Source organism: Mucilaginibacter sp. P4_E8 (genome assembly GCF_056401495.1).
On record NZ_JBFUJG010000437.1, the window covers coordinates 1 to 711 of the forward strand.

Below are 711 nucleotides of genomic sequence, written 5' to 3' on the forward strand. Positions count from 1 at the left end.
ATGTTGGGGGTATTAAGATATCTATTTTCTGAAACATCCATAAAGGACTATAGCTGTGGCTATCACAACTAAAACTATAAACTGCTTCAATATACTTTTACTCTGTCCTGTCATTTTAAAAAACTCCCGGTTAACCAGACCGGGAGAGAATTAATGTTAATATAACTATTATGGACTGTTGTATACGGTGGGTATTTGATTAAGTTACAAATAAAAAAGCCCCGACCTATCAAAAGCCGGGACTTACATAATCACTATAATGTGATGTGTTTAAAGTATTTGATAATTAACACCCCTATTAATTTATCATATATATAACCTCGCTGAATATGGTTATGTTTTAAAATTGGAACAACCCGAAGTTGTGAATATTTCAAATCACGAACTCAGCGATTTAATTTTTTACGTAAATCCAATAAGTTATTTACATACGGGTCCAATTCCTTGTAACGAGTCTCAAGGTCAATGTCTTTGTAATCATAAATATATGGAAGCGCAAACATCGTTATATGTTTTAATGCGCAGCATACAATTATTATTGAATCGATTAATTCTGTTATAATTTTTTTCTCAAAATCTTTATTATGATTTCTACGCAATAGGTCAAAATTAAATTCACCAAAATGTTCGAATTTTGAGAAAAGCTCATACAATTCAAATGCACTTACAAAAATGTCCTTATTCGTTGTGGTTTTGTCATTACTTATTAAA

General features: G+C 30.5%; 1 protein-coding gene. It reads right to left on the reverse strand.

Annotated features, from left to right (window positions below; translation table 11 throughout):
• Positions 1 to 386: 386 nt before the first annotated feature.
• Positions 387 to 711 (reverse strand): hypothetical protein (locus AC1DRQ_RS31985; protein WP_477430258.1); only part of this gene is annotated, 325 nt, incomplete at its 5' end.